The sequence below is a fragment of the Rhodococcus sp. 15-649-2-2 genome (genome assembly GCF_002258645.1).
Lineage (GTDB): Bacteria > Actinomycetota > Actinomycetes > Mycobacteriales > Mycobacteriaceae > Rhodococcoides.
In genome coordinates this window covers 246,759-261,935 of record NZ_NPFM01000030.1, presented here as the reverse complement: position 1 = coordinate 261,935, position 15,177 = coordinate 246,759, and the positions used below count along the sequence as shown (strand labels likewise).

Genomic DNA, 15,177 nt, shown 5'->3' with positions numbered 1-15,177 from the left:
CTCTTTCTTGTATCCGAGAAGAAGTGGGGCGGGTGTGAAGCGGCGTCAGGCCCGAACACCGAAGGGCATCGTGAATCTGATGTCGCCTTCGACGATGTCGCGCATGTCCGGGATGTCGTTGCGGAACTGAAGCGTGCGTTCGAGGCCCATTCCGAATGCGAATCCGGTGTAGACCTCGGGGTCGATGCCGCTGGCCTGCAACACCTTCGGGTTGACCATCCCGCAGCCACCCCACTCGACCCAACCGGCCCCGCCCTTCTTCTTGGGGAACCACACATCGACCTCGGCCGACGGCTCGGTGAACGGGAAGTAGTTCGGTCGCATCCGAGTGCGGGTGTCGTTGCCGAACAGCGCTTTTGCGAACGCATCCAGCGTTCCGCGCAGGTGCGCCATGGTCAGACCCTTGTCGATGGCGAGACCCTCGACCTGATGGAAGACCGGAGTATGCGTCGTGTCGAGTTCGTCCGTGCGGAATGTCCGCCCCGGGCAGACCACGTAGATCGGAAGTTCACGGGAGAGCATCGACCGCACCTGCACCGGCGAGGTATGAGTGCGCAACACCTGCCGCGATCCCTCGGGCGCAATGTGGAACGTGTCCTGCATCGTGCGCGCCGGGTGGTCGGGCAGGAAGTTGAGCGCGTCGAAATTGAAGTGTTCGGTCTCGACCTCGGGACCTTCTTCGACCTCCCAGCCCATTCCGACGAACACGTCCGCAACTTGTTCGGCGATGATCGTGATGGGATGCCGAGCACCGACCGGAGCCCGGCCGGTCGGCAGCGTCACGTCGATGGTTTCAGCCACCAGGATTGCCGCGTCCCGCTCGGCCGAAAGAATGGCACGTCGCTCGTCGAAGGCCTTCTGCACCCGGTCGCGCGCTGCCTTGACGCGTTTGCCCGCGTCGGCCTTCTGCTCGCCCGGTATCCCTCCGAGTGCGCGCTGCGCCAGCGCCAACGGAGCCTTGCCGCCCACGTGGTCGATCTTGACCTTGGTCAAGGCATCGAGATTCGTTGCGTCGGCGAACGCCTGCTCCGCCGAGTCCACTGCGGATCCGAGCGCAGATTCCTCCAGCACGCTCGGATCTACCGGCTCGGGTCCGACATCTTTCTTCGCCACGACAGCTGCACTCCTCGAGTAATAGTCGGTGTCTGCACGAGGCAGACAGGTATCGATCCTAGGCGAGAGGTGCTCACGAGGTCTCGGAGCGTCGCTGGGCCCGGGCGCTCGCGTACAGGCAGATCGCTGCGGCAGTTGCCAAATTGAGGCTCTCGGCGCGACCGTGGATCGGGATCCGGATGCGGTGATCGGCGTCGCGAGCCACCGACTCGGGCAGCCCGTGCGCCTCGTTGCCGAACAACCACGCGGTCGGCCGGCCGAGCAGTTCGTCGGCGTCGTCCAAGTCGACCTCACCGTCGGCGGCCGTCGCCACGATCGACAGACCCGCGCTGCGTAACGCCTCGATTCCGGATTCGATCGAACGTTCCCGAGCGATCGGGAGATGGAACACACTGCCCGCTGAGGCGCGGACGCATTTGCCGTTGTGAGGATCCACCGAATCACCCAGCAAGACAACCGAATCCGCTCCGGCGGCGTCTGCGACGCGGATGACCGTCCCTGCATTGCCCGGCTCGGCGACCTCTACCGGTACCGCTATCAGACGCGGACCATCGGCCAACGCACGACCGAGCGAGACGTCGACCAGTCCGGTGACCGCAACGAGCCCCTGCGGGGTGACGGTGTCGGACAGCGCTTTCGCGGCTCGGTCGGTGATCGGAAAGACTCGTGCGCCGCCGGCCTCGATGGACAAAATCAAGGCGTGGTGACGCTCGAAGGCATCCGAGGTGAAGAACAGCTCGCGGACCAGCCCGGACTTTGCGGCCTCGGAGACCGCATTGAACCCCTCGGCGAGGAATTGCCCGGTCTTCTTGCGTTCCGCGGCACGCGCGAGCTTGACGGCCGAAACGACCCGCGGTGTTCGCTCGGTCAGCGAATCCACGGGTCGTTTCGGAGTTGAATCGTCGTACGGCGACTCGCTCAGGCTGCTTCTCCGGCAGGAGCGTTGACATCGGCAGGCAGTGCAGCCTTGGCGATGGCGACCAGGCTTGCGAAAGCCGCGGCATCCGACACAGCGAGCTCGGCGAGGATCTTGCGATCGACCTCGACGCCCGCGGCCTTCAGGCCCTGGACGAAGCGGTTGTACGTGATGTCGTTGGCCCGTGCTGCAGCGTTGATACGCGTGATCCACAGCTTGCGGAAATCACCCTTGCGCGCGCGGCGGTCCCGGTACGCGTAGGTGAGCGAGTGGAGCTGCTGCTCCTTGGCCTTGGTGTACAGACGTGAGCGCTGTCCGCGGTAGCCCTTGGACGCTTCGAGAATCGAACGGCGCTTCTTCTGGGCGTTGACGGCCCTTTTTACGCGTGCCACTGGTGAATCCTGTCGATCTGGGGGTGTGTGAAAACCCCGAATGGTAAGGGATGAAGCCGACCGAGATCAGTCGGCGGCGGGCCGGATCAGATACCGAGAAGGCGCTTGATCCGCGGCACGTCGGCCTTCTTGACAACGGCGACACCATCGAGGCGACGAGTCACCTTGGTGGGCTTGTGCTCGAGCAGGTGGCGACGGCCGGCCTTCTGGCGCAGGATCTTGCCGCTGCCGGACACCTTGAATCGCTTCTTGGCACCACTGTGGGTCTTCTGCTTGGGCATGAAATCCTCTTCTTCTGTAATAGCTCTTCGGTGTTGCATGGCACAGCCGTACAGCGCAACGGAAAACCTGTACACCGAAGCAGTTGTAGGGCTGTCTTACTGGTAGAGCACGAAGCTCAGTTGGTCTGCGCCGGAGTAGCCGGAGCTGCTGCGGCCGGTGCCTCGGCAGCCGGGGCTGCATCGGCGGGCTGTTCCGGCGCGGGAGCCGGTGCGCGTTGCGCGGGCGGTGCCGCTGCGCTCTCCTGTGCCTTGACGCGAGTCTTGGCACCCTTGTGCGGTGCCAACACCATCGTCATGTTGCGGCCGTCCTGCTTGGCCGAGGTCTCCACGAAGCCGAGCTCCGCGACGTCCGCGCCCAAACGCTGCAGCAGACGGAAACCGAGCTCGGGTCGCGACTGCTCGCGACCGCGGAACATGATGGTGACCTTGACCTTCGAGCCGGCTTCGAGGAAGCGAACGACGTTGCGCTTCTTGGTCTCGTAGTCGTGCGCGTCGATCTTGGGGCGAAGCTTCTGCTCCTTGATGACGGTGAGCGTCTGGTTCTTGCGCGATTCGCGCGCCTTCTGCGCAGCCTCGTACTTGAACTTCCCGTAGTCCATGATCTTGCAGACCGGCGGACGTGCGTCGGGAGCTACCTCGACAAGATCGAGGTCGGCTTCGAGAGCCAAGCGGAGTGCATCTTCAACACGCACGATCCCCACCTGTTCACCGCCCGGTCCGACAAGCCGGACCTCGGGAACTCGGATGCGATCGTTGATGCGGGTCTCAGTGCTGATGGGGCCTCCTAGGTAGTGCGGTGTGGTGTGTAACCCGACCGCCTGCCACTGGCACAGCCCGTTGCCGTCGATCCTCGACATTTCCCGGCAGCGACGCGAACCGCCACAAAGAAAAAACCCCGCTCTCGGTGTGAACCGATGGCAGGGCCCGATGTCGACCGGTCGACCCGCACGACAACTGTCGTCGTACAGTCTCCTCACTGGGAGGAAGCACGCCGGAAACCTGTGACGATCTCCATCGTGCGACCGGACCGGAAGTAGCTTGTTGAAGGCTACGTGCCGGTGGGAGTCGGGCTCCACTTGCTGCCTCCGTGCGGTGAACTCCATCGAGGAGCGCACGCCGAAGACGGTCGTCGAGTCACACTACCAGCAGATTCGACAAACCGACAATCGAGCCCGATCGCCCTCGAACTCGTCGGCACCCGATTCTCCCGGCCGCAGGCGGCGTGGGATTCTCGTAGGCATGACCAGCTCCCCCACTCCCGCCGATGGCGATCCCGCGGGTGTCGACCCAGTCGGCACCGAGCCCGAAGTCCGTGAACTCGCCGAGGTCCCCGCGGTCGAGGTCATCAGCCGCGCTGCGGTCATGCTGATGAGTTCCGCAGCCGAGAAGTTGGGACTCTCCGAGCCGGATCCCGCCGAGAGCCCCTACCTGGACCTCGACGAGGCACGACGTGTCATCACCGCACTGGCAGGCCTGGTCACCGCGTCGGTGGAATACCTCGGCCCCCATGCCGGACCCATTCGCGATGGACTGCAAGCACTGCAACGCGCATTCCGGGAAGCATCGGCCCACCCGGACGAGCCAGGAAAGGGCCCCGGCGAGAAGTACACCGGTCCGGTGCACTGAGCGAGAGCCTCGACGACGACCCGAACACGAACGCCGCATCCGGTGCACTACCGGGTGCGGCGTTCGTCGTTCGCGGGCGCTACCGGACTGCGGCGACCTTTCGCGGCCTGCGCTTCTTCGGGGCGGCTTTCACCGGCTGCGAGACAACCGACTCACGAGTGAGCGCTTCCTGCAGGAACTTACCCGTGTAGCTTTCCGGCACAGCCGCTACAGCCTCCGGATCACCCTGCGCCACAACCATTCCGCCACCGGAACCGCCCTCGGGACCCATGTCGATCACCCAGTCGGAGACCTTGATGACATCGAGGTTGTGCTCGATGACGATCACGGTATTGCCCTTGTCCACCAAACCGTTCACCACGCCGAGCAGCTTCCGGATGTCCTCGAAGTGCAAGCCGGTGGTCGGCTCGTCGAGAATGTAGACGGTGCGGCCGGTGGACCGCTTCTGCAATTCAGCGGCCAATTTGACGCGTTGCGCCTCACCACCGGACAACGTGGTGGCCGGTTGACCGAGACGCACGTATCCGAGACCGACCTCGACAAGTGTCTTGAGGTATCGATGGATCGAGGTGATGGCCTCGAAGAAATCCGCGGCCTCCTCGATCGGCATGTCCAGAACCTCGGCGATGGTCTTGCCCTTGTAATGCACCTCGAGTGTCTCGCGGTTGTACCGCGCGCCCTCACAGACCTCGCACGGAACGTAGACGTCCGGGAGGAAGTTCATCTCGATCTTCAGCGTGCCGTCGCCCGAGCATGCCTCGCACCGACCGCCCTTGACGTTGAACGAGAATCGGCCGGGCTGGTAGCCGCGCACCTTGGCCTCGGTGGTGGCTGCGAACAACGTACGAATCTTGTCGAAGACGCCGGTGTAGGTTGCCGCGTTGGAGCGCGGCGTGCGTCCGATGGGCGACTGGTCGACCCGGACGAGTTTGTCGAGTTGGTCGAGTCCGTTGATCCGGGTGTGCCGGCCGGGAACCTGGCGGGCACCGTTGAGCTTGTTGGCCATCACGGTCGCGAGGATGTCGTTGACAAGCGTGGACTTGCCCGAACCGGACACTCCGGTGACCGAGGTGAGCACCCCGAGGGGGAAGCTCACGTCGATACCGCGCAGATTGTGTTCGCGGGCACCCACGACGGTCACCAGACGCTTCTTGTCGACGACGCGGCGGGTGTCCGGCAGTGGAATCTCCATCCGCCCGGAAAGGTACGCGCCGGTCAGAGATTCTTCGTTGGTCAGCAGGTCCTCGTACGAGCCGCTGTGCACGACGCGGCCGCCGTGCTCACCGGCCAACGGCCCGATGTCGACGATCCAGTCGGAGGTACGAATGGTGTCCTCGTCGTGCTCGACGACGATCAGCGTGTTTCCGAGGTCGCGGAGCCGGGTCAGCGTGTCGATCAACCGACGATTGTCTCGCTGGTGCAGACCGATCGAGGGCTCGTCCAGCACATAGAGAACGCCGACGAGGCCCGATCCGATCTGGGTGGCGAGCCGGATTCGCTGGGCCTCGCCGCCGGACAGCGAGCCGGCCGTTCGGGCCAAGGAGAGGTATTCCAGGCCGACGTCGAGCAGGAAGCCGAGGCGCGCCTGCACCTCCTTGAGTACCTGGCCCGCGATCGCCTCCTCACGACGACCGAGGGTGAGGCTGTTCAGGAAGTTCGCGGTATCGGCGATCGACAGCTCGCACACCTCGGCGATCGACTTCGGACCGAAGTCGCCCGCCGCGATCGTGACCGACAAGATCTCGGGCCGCAGCCTGGCACCGTTGCACGTGGGGCACGGCACATCGCGCATGTACCCGTCGTAGCGTTCCTTCATCTGCTCGGACTCGGTCTGCTCGAGACGACGATGCAGGAACGGCATCACTCCCTCGAACTCGGCGTAGTACGAGCGCGTTCGGCCGTAACGGTTCTTGTACTTCACGTGCACCTGGTGGTCGCTGCCTTCGAGGACCGCTCGCTTGACCTTGGCGGGCAACTTGTTCCACGGTGCATTCAGATCGAACCCCATCGCGTCGGCGAGCCCGGACAGCAGGCGGCCGAAGTACTCCGATGTCTGGCCCATCGACCACGGTGCGATAGCTCCGTCGGCGAGGCTGAGATCGCCGTCGGGAACGACGAGCTCGGGATCGACCTCCTTGCGCACGCCGAGTCCGACGCAGTCGGGGCAGGCACCGTACGGCGAGTTGAACGAGAAGGACCGCGGCTCGAGATCGTCGATGGACAACGGGTGGCCGTTGGGGCACGCGAGCTTCTCGGAGAACCGGCGTTCGCGGTCCGGAGCGTTCTCGTCGCGGTCGACGAAGTCCAGAACGACGATGCCGTCCGCAAGTCGAAGGGCGGTTTCGACCGAGTCCGTCAACCTCTGCTTCGAGCTGGACTTGACAGTCAGGCGGTCGACGACCACCTCGATGTCGTGCTTTTCCTGCTTCTTGAGGACAGGAGGACTGGTGAGCTGGTGTACGACGCCGTCCACGCGCACACGGGAGTAGCCCTGCGTGTTGAGCGAGTCGAAGAGATCGACGAATTCACCCTTACGGGTACGGACCACCGGAGCTAGGACCTGAAACTTCAGACCCTCCTCCATGTCCAGCACCTGATCGACGATCTGCTGCGGAGTCTGCTTCGCGATCTGTTCACCACACACCGGGCAATGCGCCGTGCCGGCGCGGGCGTACAGCAGGCGAAGGTAGTCGTAGACCTCGGTGATGGTGCCGACGGTCGACCGTGGGTTGCGGTTGGTCGACTTCTGATCGATGGAGACCGCAGGCGAGAGCCCCTCGATGAAATCCACGTCCGGCTTGTCCATCTGGCCGAGGAACTGCCGCGCGTAAGCGGACAGCGACTCCACGTAGCGACGCTGACCTTCGGCGAAGATCGTGTCGAAGGCGAGGGACGACTTGCCCGAGCCGGACAGACCTGTGAACACGATCAGCGCATCGCGAGGCAGGTCGATGTCGACTCCCCGCAGATTGTGCTCTCGTGCACCTCGCACTATCAGGCGATCCGCCACTGTGTTCCCTTCTTTCCGAACGAGCACGTCCAGTCGAGTCGCTGCTCGATGCAGCACTGTGCAACTGTCGAGTCGCGTAATGACGTGTGGTGCCGATGCACCGGTTACACGTCGTGTAACCGACGACCCCACGTCGAAAACCTGTCTCGGTGAGGGACGAACCTCACGCAGTAGCAATGGTAGATCCAGGCACCGACACACTTTTCCACGTGCACGACCCCGACGCCCCTCATCGGGCCGCCGACGGTAGCGTCCTCGAAATGGACGAGCACCTCATGGTCATCGACGACAACTACACCGGCGTCGTCTCTCAGGGTTCGCAGCCGCAGCGGCGCACGATTCCCGGCGCGACGATCACGAAGATGTCGGTCGGCCCCATGGACAACAACACCTACTTGGTCGTCTGTTCCGCAACGGGTCATTCGGTGCTGATCGACGCCGCCAACGAGGCCGAACGCATTTCGCTGCTCATCGACGAGAACGCACCGACCCTCTCGCTCATCGTGACGACGCATCAGCACGCCGACCACTGGCAGGCGCTGGCGGACATCGCTGGTGGCACGGAGTCACCGACGGCCGCTCACGCACTCGATGCCGAGCCGCTGCCCGTCGCTCCGGACCGCCTGCTGGCCGATCGGGACACGGTGACGGTGGGCGAGCTCACGTTCGATGTGGTGCACCTGACTGGACACACCCCCGGTTCCATCGCACTCGCGCTGACCGATACGGACGGCACCCGCACCCATCTCTTCACCGGAGATTCACTCTTCCCCGGCGGTCCTGGACGGACAACAACCCCCGCGGACTTCGCGTCATTGATGGATGACCTGGTAACCAAGGTATTCGATCGATTCGACGACGAAACAATTGTGTACCCCGGTCACGGTAAAGACACCACACTCGGCACCGAGCGCCCGCACTTGGATGAATGGCGCAAGCGCGGTTGGTGACCGTGCCGGGGCGCGCGGCATAGCTCGCCCTCCCCCGAAAGGTCTATCCAGTGCAGGCACACACCACCACCACAGAGAACGCGCCCAACTTCGAGCCGGTCGTCACGTTCGACGACTTCGACGTGTCGATCGAGTTCACATCGACGCTCGCGGTCAACATGAGCCGCGAGGAGTTCGACCTACTGACCTTCGCGATCCGCACCGGGTACGCAGAACACCTCGAACGCACCGCCGAGCTCGACCGACAACTCGACAAAAAGTTCGGGCGTGCCATATCCCCCGCGGATCCCGAACCCACCGACCCGTTCGCGATGGGTGGTTTGTCGACGGTGGTGTTCGGCTAGTCCGAAGTTTTCTCGAATGCCCGCGACGTCGGGCACGATGCAACCAACAGCGCGGCTGCAGCTACGCGATGTTTGAGGAACGGCCCCGCCCTTGATCTCCCGGTTGAGGCGGGGCCGTTCTGCGTGCAGGGTCAGACTTTCCAGTCCCTCGCGATACGTGTCACTTCGGCCGACAACCGTTTGGCCAGCATTTCGGTCACGATGACTTCGCTCGGCAGAATGAAGGAGTTGTAAACCTCTGCCTGCTTATCGTCGAGGTAGGGGCGCAGTGTCTCGAACCACGGTGTGCCGACAACGGGAGCAGGTTTCAACTCCCAACCCAAGCCTCGTGAGTTCCTGTCGTCCGCTTTCTCTGTCGCATCCAAGAAATCGCGTAGCGCATCCGCCACTCCCTGCCGCCAGCTCGCCACAAGATCGCGTTTGGCGGCAATTGCAGCCGCCGCGGCCTCTTGGTTCACTCTTTCGACGTCGAGCTTGTGCTGGTGATCCGCGAGTTCCTTCGCGTTCTTGACCTCGACCTCTAGCCGCTTTTTCTCGGTCTTCCAGTTGATGAGAGGCGCGAGGAGAGACGATGCGCTACCGGCGACGGCACCTACAGCGGTGCCGACCACGCCTGCCCATACAGGATCGACAGCCATCAGTCGGGCAGGGCGTCGCGGAGCTTGGCGAGATCTTCGAGGTGCCGCTGCGCGTTTCCATCGCCCGCAATGATGTCGTCCAGTGCCTCGCGGTACAGGTGCCACGGTGCGTCGGGCATCCGCGGGCTCGACGTCGCTGATGCCGCGGGTAGCTCGATCTCGTAGTGGTCGAGGATTTCGTCGTCGTTGGCGATGTTCACCTGACCGACGACGACCTCGGAGTCGATGTTCGCGGCTCTGAGAAGGTCCACGAACGCGTACAGGTCGCCGACGGTGAAGTTGGGGTCAAGGGTCACTTTGATTGCCATCCCCAGACCCTATGGGGAGCTGACGACAGCTTCGGCGCGACACGAGACGTTGTCGGCGTGTCGCACACCGTTATCGCGTCCTGTTCCTTCCGAACTTCGTGCGACGCATCGCGCGGTTGGTGGCATCACCGATCGCGGTGGTCACTTCGTTCTTGCTCATGCCGGTATTGACGGTGCCGATGAGCGGTCCGGCGATGGCCGACAGCGCCGACTCCGCGATACCGCCTGCGGCCTCCGGTGCGTACTCGGCGAAGTTCTTGCCGATGTTCGCCATCGCCGCTGCGCTGGTCTGCGCCGCGTGCGCCGCGAAGGCCTGCGGTCCACCCGCGGCTGCCGCCATTGCTCCGGCGATACCGCCGGAGAGCTGCATGAGCGGTTCTTCCTTGCTCTGCAGGTACGCCGCTTGCTTGCCGAAACCGAAGGTGCCGGCCAGCGACATCGCCGTCTTGCCGGCAGGTGTCGTCGAGAACGCGACCGGCTTCTCGTACCCGGTGGCCTGCGGTCCGACGCTGTAGAGGCCTCGAGTTCCGGCGCCGGTCGGCGACGGAATGTACTCGCCGTTCGGCCCGACGGTGGCACCCTGCAACGGCTGCCCGTTGAGCGTGCCCGTGTCGGCGATGGTGACCGGGATCGGATCCTTGTGCGCCTGCGGCTTGAGGTTCGGGAGCACGAACTCGAGCAACGGGATCAGCTTCTCGAACGCGACGGTCTGCGCAGGCGAGAGCACCCGCTCCGGCTCGACGGTGAGCTTCGGCAGGAGACCCATCGCGTTGGCGAGGCCACCCTGGTCGTAGCCGTGGCCCTGACCGATCATGTTGAGTAGCTGGTCGCCGTACTTCTGCTCGCCGTAGCGGACCATGGCGTTGGTCATGGCCCACGGGTCGCGACGGTTGTCGGGCAGCGCAGGGTCGCGGTATGCCTGCCAGGTCGTCGGGATCATCTGGCCGAGACCGACGCCGGCTGCTTCGCCGGTGCCGTTGACGTCGGTGATCTGCTGCGCGATGTTCGGATTGCCGCTCGACTCGGTGTCGATCTGGCGCACCCACGCGTCGATCTTGGCCGGCGACGGATCGTAGCCCTGATTCTTGTAGGCGTCGATCATCATCTGTCGCCACTGCTCGGCACCGGCCGACGGGAGCCACGGAGCGTCCGGTCCGGCACCGCCACCGCTCGATCCGGAGATCGCGCTGAGCATCGAGGTCTTCATCGCGCCGAAGAAGTCCTTCGGGATCGAGCCGATCATCGAGCCGCCGAAGTCGGGGATCGAGTTCTCGATGCCGGATAGCGCCTTGTTCAGGCCGCTTGCCGCCAGCGAGCGCGCCGAGTTCGCCGCGCTGGAGATCGCTCCGGAGATTGTCGAGAGCAATCCACCGCGCTCGTCGGAGACCATCTGGCCGTCGGAGGTGACCGGGACGTCCGATGCCCAGTGAACGTGGTCGAAGTGGCCGGCCAGGTCGTCGCGGAAGTAGTTCTGCGCGTAGCCCTGGTCGGTGTTGCCGGCCGCGATGAGCGGTCCTGGTCCCCAGATGAGCTGCGCCGAGCTCGGGAACTTCTGGAAGATCCAGTCGGCGACCGACTGCATCGGTCCACCGATGTCGATTGCGCCTCCGCGTCCGTGGTAGCCGCTGTGGCCGGGACGGTATGCCGAGTTGAGCGTGGCGTTCGGGAACGCGGACGACACTGCGGCCCACAGCGACGAGTCGACGACGCCGCCGAACGCGTAGTTCGCCATCCGGTCCTGCACAGCCGCCATGCCGCCGCGTCGTGCTGCGACGTTCATGTCGTCGACCCACTCGGGGCCGACGGCCCGGGTGAACTCGGGACGCATGATCGCTTCGCCGCCGGACACGCCGATGGTGAACGGGTCGCGGCCGGGGGTGTATCCCGGCATGACACCGGCCACGCCGCCGGTGCGGAACTCTGGGACGCCAGGGCTGCGGGAGTTCCGCTGTCCACCGCTGGTGCTCGGGGTCGCCGTTGCGATCGTGTCGACGCCGTCCCATTCCTTGAGCCCGGGGATCACCTTGGCGACAGCGTTCCACGCGCTCTTGAGAGCGCCGTTGATGATGTTCTCGATGATCCAGTTGATCGGCTCGGCAGCTTTTTCCTTGAGCGTGGCCCACGTCGAACCGATGCCGGAGGTGACCGAGTCCCACCATCCACGCATAGTTTCCAGCGCGGTGTTGAGCCACGGGAACTTGCTGTCGATGATGTCGGTGAGCACGGTCCCGACCCGGGAGCCGAGACCACCGAAGAAGTCGCCGATGTTGCCCAGCCACTCGCCGGCATTGGTCCGCAGATCACCGATCCATTCCTTGACGTCGGTGATCTTCTCGCCGATCGAGTCGCCGACGCCGCCGATGGTGTCGCCGAGACCAGAGAACACGCCTCCGAGCGTGCCCAGCCAGCCGGAGAGGCCGTTCTCGCCGAGCACGGTGTCTTTGATGCCGGAGATCTTCTCTTTGAACCGATCCCAGCTCGAGAGATCCTGCGGCCCCTTGAGTTGTCCCTCGATTTGTCCGGCGAGTGCGCCGTAGTCGCGAGCGCCGCGACCGCCCTGTCCGACGCCGACCTTCGGAGGTCCGTCGACCTCGCCGTCGGTCTTCCAGCCGTTGCCGCGGATCCAGTTGTCGAGCTTGTCGGCGATGCTGCCGCCGCTGTTGAGGTTGAGCTTGGACTCGTCCCCGCTCTCCATCGGGTTGCCCTGGAACGGATTCTTGAACCCCGGGAAGATCCCCCATCGGCCGTAGACCCGGTTACCGTCGGCGTCGACGTCCTGGTCGTCTTCGTTCTGGTAGCCGGGGCCGTACTTGGTGCGATCTCCACCCTTGTTCGTCGCGGTGATCTCGCCGTTTTCCGTGGTCCGCTTGTCGTCGTTGATGCCGAGAATCGACGCGATCTTGTCGGCGAGCTTGATGGCCGCGCCGATCATGTTGAAGATGTCCGTGATGGTCTTTCGGACGTCCTCCCAGAACGTCCCCATCCGGGCCTGACCCTCGGCAGTGTTCATCCAGTCGGCGAACTCGCGCATGGTCGATGTCAGCGACTCGAGCATGGTCTCGCCGGCCTCGTCGGACGTCTGGAACAGGCCTTTCATCACGCGCGAGAACTCTTTGACGAACTCCCAGACCTTGTCGAACGTCCGGATGCTTTCCGCGATGTAGTTGCGGATCTCGTTCTGGCCCTCTTCGGAGCCGGACCATTCCTTGAACCGCGCCATCGAGTTGGCGAAGCTGTCGGCGATCCCGGGCAGGAACTCGGATCCGACGGTGGCGATGTTGCCGATGCCGGCCGCGAGGTCGGTGAAGCCCTTGATGAGCGGACCGATCGAGATCCGAGTCATCTCCATGATCTTGTCGATGTTCTCGCGAGCGCCGTCGGACATGAGCGAGTCGAGCGCGTACTTGAGACCGCCGTTGATCTCGGTCGCGATGCCCGATAGCTGCTCTTTCAGGCTCGGCAGATACATGTCGGCGAGCGACTGCACCTCACCAGACAGACCGGAGAACAACGACTCCTGCACCTGCAGTCGCAGCTCCTTCCATTCGTCGCTGAGGCCGCGGACGGTCTCGACGAACAGACGTGCGCTCGGCGAGAGGTTCGCCAGCGCTTCTTCGAGCTCGTTGACAGCGTCGACGCCGCTCTTGGTGGACTCGTTGAGGCTTTCCTGTGCAGCGAGCATCGACTCCTGTGCAGACAGGATCGCGTCGTTCGCGTCGAGGATGCCTTCTTTCGCGGCGATGACCTGCTCGTCACCCTCGACGCCGGCCTTGTTCGCGGCCTCGACGTCCGCGCGCAAGTCCTGGTTCTTCTTCATTATCTGGTCGAGGCCTTCTTCGGCCTGCCGGACTGCGTTCTGGCCCTTGCGGATGCCGAGCGCGTCGCCATCCATGTATGCCTGGTTGAGGTCGTTCTGCGCGTCGATGATCGCGATCCGCGCGTCTTCCTCGTTCAGAACGGCCGAGTCGAGTTCGTCGTTCATGTCGCGGAGTCGACGTACTGCCATCTTGCGTTCGTCGTTGAGCCGCTTCTGCGCTGCGAGGCCTTGCCGCTGTGCATTGGCGAGGCCTCGCTCGGCTGCCGCCATCCCGCGCAGCGCTGCTGCCTGCCGGTTCTGCTGGCCTGCAGTGTCGGTGACCTTCGGAGCTTTCGCGGTGAAGGCCTTGCCGATGCCACTGAATCCGATCGCGAGCGCAGCGATCGACGCCAGTGCCGATGTCGCCATGGCCGGGATGAGCGCGATCACCCCCAGCGCTTGCGTGAGCTGGCCGACCAACGGGATCAGTGAGACGGCCGCGAGCGCGAGAAAGCCGTAGAGCAGGGGCCGGAGAGCGCGCGCTCCGCTGCGGCCCATGTTCGTGATGTTGTTGGTCGTGTTGTTGACCGTCGATCCGACACCGTTCAGCGCTTCGCGGAGACCGTCGATGTCGCGTCGGTCGATGTCGACACGGACTCGCTGCGTCGTGTCTCGGGTGAGCAGAGCGAGCTTCTGTCGGTACCCGTTGTCGTCGATTTCGACCTTGACCTTGATGGTGAGCTTGATCGACTCGAGGTGGGTCTTGAGCTTCTGCAGCTCCGGCGTCGCCGAGTCGAATTTCGGCTGCACCTTGACGGTGAGCCGCGCGGTGTCGAGCTTGGCCTGCGCAGCCTGTCGGAAGCCAGTGGTGTCGGCGACGAGCTGCACCTTGTGAGTGAGTCTCGGTCCGCGCGCCAGCTTCTCGCGCGCGTCGGTCCGGAAACCTTTCGCGTCGGCGACCAGACTGACGCCGGTGCTGAGCTTATCTGCCGCGAGCTCGCGTCGGGCCGTCTGATGAAAGCCGCCACTGTTGGGCGTGAGCTTGACCGCGGCCTCACCCGCGACGTACGTCCGACCTGCCACCGGTCAACCTCCCTATAAAAGACGAAAGGCACCCCCGGTTTCTCGGGGAGTGCCTCTGTCGTCAGCGTAGGGAGGTCGGACCAGGTCTGTCGAATCTTCGATCACCGGAAATTGTTGCACTGCAGCAACATTGAGTCTCGATCCTTACATCGACGGGCCGAAACCGAAGACTCGAGACCGGTCCCGCGTACCGCTGTTGTGCCTCGATCCGATTGCCACGATGGCCGGTCGCCGCCGCCTGCTCGCGAGGTAGACGTCGTGGTCACGTTCGGCGAGTTCGGGGTCCGCGAGCTCGAAACTGCCCGCGGTGTTGTCGAATGCGTCCGGCTCGGTGTCGTCCGACTCGGGACGGCCGACAGCCAGCATTTCGACGCCGAACAGTCGCAGCACGATCACGACGCGGCACCCATCAGAGCGCGGATCGACCGCAGAGCGTCGTCGGCGTGCTCGCGCCGGATCTGTCGAGCTCGACGATCCTCGGCGTCCTGTTGCTCTCGTTCTTGCCTAGCGAGCTCGCGGCGTTCGGCCTCGGCGGCTGTGTGTTCCCGCTCGGCTCGCGTATCCGTTGTCGAGTCACGGTCCGTGAACTGCCAGCCAGACCGAAAGTCAACCGCGGCTGTGAATTTCGGCATTCTGGATCGGCGCAGTGTTCCTTGCTGCCGCTTGTAGTTTTCGGGCTCGAGGAGTTCGGCCGGCACCGCTCGGTTCGGGTACTGAGCC

At 64.2% G+C, this 15,177-nt stretch carries 14 protein-coding genes; 3 read left to right on the top strand and 11 right to left on the bottom strand.

Annotation, left to right across the window (positions count from 1 at the left end; all coding sequences use genetic code 11):
* Positions 1–45: 45 nt before the first annotated feature.
* From pheS to infC, 5 genes are all read right to left on the bottom strand, one after another.
* Positions 46–1,113: a phenylalanine--tRNA ligase subunit alpha gene (pheS, locus tag CH305_RS20815; RefSeq protein WP_094704776.1), complete on the bottom strand. Its 1,068-nt coding sequence runs from the start codon at positions 1,111–1,113 to the stop codon at positions 46–48.
* A gap of 73 nt (positions 1,114–1,186) precedes the next feature.
* Positions 1,187–1,993 (bottom strand): RNA methyltransferase, encoded by an 807-nt coding sequence (locus CH305_RS20810; protein ID WP_094704775.1) that lies wholly within the window; start codon positions 1,991–1,993, stop codon positions 1,187–1,189.
* A 38-nt stretch (positions 1,994–2,031) separates the two neighbouring features.
* Positions 2,032–2,421 carry a 50S ribosomal protein L20 gene (rplT, locus tag CH305_RS20805; protein ID WP_032378959.1) on the bottom strand — a complete coding sequence of 130 codons (390 nt, stop codon included), beginning with the start codon at positions 2,419–2,421 and terminating at the stop codon, positions 2,032–2,034.
* Positions 2,422–2,507: 86 nt separating this feature from the next.
* The gene (rpmI, locus tag CH305_RS20800; protein WP_008715923.1) at positions 2,508–2,702 is read right to left on the bottom strand and encodes a 50S ribosomal protein L35; all 195 of its coding nucleotides are present in this window, start codon (positions 2,700–2,702) and stop codon (positions 2,508–2,510) included.
* Between the two features lie 116 nt (positions 2,703–2,818).
* Positions 2,819–3,559: a translation initiation factor IF-3 gene (gene infC / locus CH305_RS20795; protein ID WP_052058412.1), complete on the bottom strand. Its 741-nt coding sequence runs from the start codon at positions 3,557–3,559 to the stop codon at positions 2,819–2,821.
* Positions 3,560–3,941: 382 nt separating this feature from the next.
* On the opposite strand from infC, the gene CH305_RS20790 reads away from it, so the two are divergent.
* Positions 3,942–4,328, top strand: coding sequence for a DUF1844 domain-containing protein (locus tag CH305_RS20790; protein ID WP_032404077.1), 387 nt, complete (start codon positions 3,942–3,944; stop codon positions 4,326–4,328).
* 79 nt (positions 4,329–4,407) lie between these two features.
* Here the strand turns inward: CH305_RS20790 and uvrA are convergent, their stop codons facing one another.
* Positions 4,408–7,338, bottom strand: a complete 2,931-nt coding sequence (gene uvrA / locus CH305_RS20785) for an excinuclease ABC subunit UvrA (RefSeq protein WP_032379507.1) — start codon at positions 7,336–7,338, stop codon at positions 4,408–4,410.
* 260 nt (positions 7,339–7,598) lie between these two features.
* Here uvrA and CH305_RS20780 point away from each other — a divergent pair, with 260 nt between their 5' ends.
* The gene (locus tag CH305_RS20780) at positions 7,599–8,288 is read left to right on the top strand and encodes an MBL fold metallo-hydrolase (RefSeq protein WP_094704805.1); all 690 of its coding nucleotides are present in this window, start codon (positions 7,599–7,601) and stop codon (positions 8,286–8,288) included.
* A gap of 50 nt (positions 8,289–8,338) precedes the next feature.
* Complete coding sequence (locus CH305_RS20775; RefSeq protein ID WP_094704774.1) at positions 8,339–8,632, top strand: hypothetical protein; 294 nt, start codon at positions 8,339–8,341, stop codon at positions 8,630–8,632.
* 131 nt (positions 8,633–8,763) lie between these two features.
* Here the strand turns inward: CH305_RS20775 and CH305_RS20770 are convergent, their stop codons facing one another.
* The 5 genes from CH305_RS20770 to CH305_RS20750 all read right to left on the bottom strand — a co-directional run bounded on the left by CH305_RS20770 (position 8,764) and on the right by CH305_RS20750 (position 15,089).
* On the bottom strand, positions 8,764–9,243 hold the full coding sequence (locus CH305_RS20770; protein WP_094704773.1) for a hypothetical protein: 480 nt from the start codon (positions 9,241–9,243) through the stop codon (positions 8,764–8,766).
* 26 nt (positions 9,244–9,269) lie between these two features.
* On the bottom strand, positions 9,270–9,578 hold the full coding sequence (locus CH305_RS20765; protein WP_094704772.1) for a hypothetical protein: 309 nt from the start codon (positions 9,576–9,578) through the stop codon (positions 9,270–9,272).
* A 70-nt stretch (positions 9,579–9,648) separates the two neighbouring features.
* Positions 9,649–14,457: a hypothetical protein gene (locus tag CH305_RS20760; RefSeq protein WP_094704771.1), complete on the bottom strand. Its 4,809-nt coding sequence runs from the start codon at positions 14,455–14,457 to the stop codon at positions 9,649–9,651.
* Between the two features lie 144 nt (positions 14,458–14,601).
* Positions 14,602–14,853, bottom strand: a complete 252-nt coding sequence (locus tag CH305_RS20755) for a hypothetical protein (protein WP_094704770.1) — start codon at positions 14,851–14,853, stop codon at positions 14,602–14,604.
* A complete protein-coding gene (locus CH305_RS20750; RefSeq protein ID WP_143545325.1) occupies positions 14,850–15,089 on the bottom strand; it encodes a hypothetical protein in 240 nt (79 codons plus the stop codon). Before CH305_RS20750 ends, CH305_RS20755 begins: the two co-directional genes overlap by 4 nt.
* Positions 15,090–15,177: the final 88 nt, after the last annotated feature.

What these genes read in the sequence shown, in the direction of transcription:
- infC (WP_052058412.1), bottom strand. Translation starts at nt 3,559, where the DNA reads ATGTCGAGGATCGACGGCAACGGGCTGTGCCAGTGGCAGGCGGTCGGG.
- CH305_RS20765 (WP_094704772.1), bottom strand. Translation starts at nt 9,578, where the DNA reads ATGGCAATCAAAGTGACCCTTGACCCCAACTTCACCGTCGGCGACCTG.
- CH305_RS20780 (WP_094704805.1), top strand. Translation starts at nt 7,599, where the DNA reads ATGGACGAGCACCTCATGGTCATCGACGACAACTACACCGGCGTCGTC.
- CH305_RS20790 (WP_032404077.1), top strand. Translation starts at nt 3,942, where the DNA reads ATGACCAGCTCCCCCACTCCCGCCGATGGCGATCCCGCGGGTGTCGAC.
- rpmI (WP_008715923.1), bottom strand. Translation starts at nt 2,702, where the DNA reads ATGCCCAAGCAGAAGACCCACAGTGGTGCCAAGAAGCGATTCAAGGTG.
- CH305_RS20750 (WP_143545325.1), bottom strand. Translation starts at nt 15,089, where the DNA reads ATGCCGAAATTCACAGCCGCGGTTGACTTTCGGTCTGGCTGGCAGTTC.